At 71.4% G+C, this 1,217-nt stretch carries 3 protein-coding genes; 2 read left to right on the forward strand and 1 reads right to left on the reverse strand.

The genetic code is table 11. The features are described from left to right. A partial coding sequence (locus AB0O00_RS40310; RefSeq protein WP_363659631.1) for a hypothetical protein occupies window positions 1-221 on the forward strand: 221 nt, incomplete at its 5' end. A 191-nt stretch (window positions 222-412) separates the two neighbouring features. Here AB0O00_RS40310 and AB0O00_RS40315 read toward each other — a convergent pair. Continuing rightward, complete coding sequence (locus AB0O00_RS40315) at window positions 413-730, reverse strand: helix-turn-helix domain-containing protein (RefSeq protein WP_363659632.1); 318 nt, start codon at window positions 728-730, stop codon at window positions 413-415. A gap of 58 nt (window positions 731-788) precedes the next feature. Here AB0O00_RS40315 and AB0O00_RS40320 point away from each other — a divergent pair, with 58 nt between their 5' ends. Continuing rightward, complete coding sequence (locus AB0O00_RS40320) at window positions 789-1,148, forward strand: nuclear transport factor 2 family protein (protein WP_363659633.1); 360 nt, start codon at window positions 789-791, stop codon at window positions 1,146-1,148. Window positions 1,149-1,217: the final 69 nt, after the last annotated feature.

Here is a 1,217-nt window from a genome sequence, read left to right on the forward strand (position 1 = left end):
CCGGGCAGCGGCTCACCGTCTTCCTGACCGCGTCCGGCCCTGCCCGCTGGTCCGCCGTCACCAGCTCCGACCCGAAGGTGCTGGCCCCCGCCAAAGCCCCGCTGACCGCGCCGGTCGGCGTCACTCCGGCGCTGTTCGCCGGCAACGGGCCCGGAACCGCCGAGCTGACCAGCCAGGACGGCACAGGCCGCGGCTGGCGGGTCACCATCGTCGTGCGCTGACGAGTTCCCCACGGCCGGGGTCGAAGGCGTGCCCGGCGTCGAGCACGCCGTACCCTCTGCGGGATCCGCGGCCGCTACCTGAAGCCCTTCCTGCACCACTTCCTGCACGCGGCCCTCAGCGCGCCGGGGTGCCCGGCGAGGGGGTGGACGACTCCCCGGGTGCGCCGGTGGACCGCGGGGGAGGGCGTCCGTTACCCGACCGTCGAGGGTCGGGCGGCGTCCAGCAGCGGGCCGATCAGGCCGGGGAAGCGCTGCTCCAGGTCGGCGGCCCGAAGTGCGATCAGGCGGTGCTTGCCGTCCTGGCGCGTGGTGGTCACGCCGGCTTCGCGCAGCACGCGGAAGTGGTGCGACATGCTGGCCTTGGAGATGCCGAAGTCAAGCTCGCCGCACGGTAGTTCGGTCCGGTCTGCGAGCGCTGTCACGATTCCGAGGCGGACCGGGTCGGCGAGTGCGTGCAGGACGGGGATCAGGTCGATCTCGGCGGTGCGGGGGTGGTGGAGGTACGGCATGCCCTGATGGTACGTTTCGGTTCGTCAGTTAGCCAATTATCGAAATGAGCATCGCGCCATGACCACCGCGCCCACGATCCTCGACCGCTACTTCGAACTCTCCGACCTCGCCGGACACGACGGGGCCGCGTTCGACGAACTGATCGCCCTGTTCACCCCCGACGCGACCATCGAGCCCAACGGCGCGGCCTCGGTGGACGGTACCGTCGGCATCACCGGCTTCTTTCGCGCTTTCCTCGCCCGCAACGCCGAACTGAAGCACGTGTGGAGCGTGGAGGAGACCCCGGAGGGACTTCTCGCCTCGTGGGCGGTGGCCGGCCGCCGCAACAGTGGCGAGGTCTTCGCCCTCGCCGGATGGGACCTCGCCCGGCTCGCAACCGACGGCAGGATCGCGCATCTGCAGGTCAAGGCGGCCTGACGTGCACCGCGTCCTGGCATCCACCCCAGCCGCCCGTATCCCGAGTGCGCCCGGAGGCCGGCCGGGAAC

The sequence above is a fragment of the Kitasatospora sp. NPDC093558 genome, from assembly GCF_040683475.1.
GTDB lineage: Bacteria > Actinomycetota > Actinomycetes > Streptomycetales > Streptomycetaceae > Kitasatospora.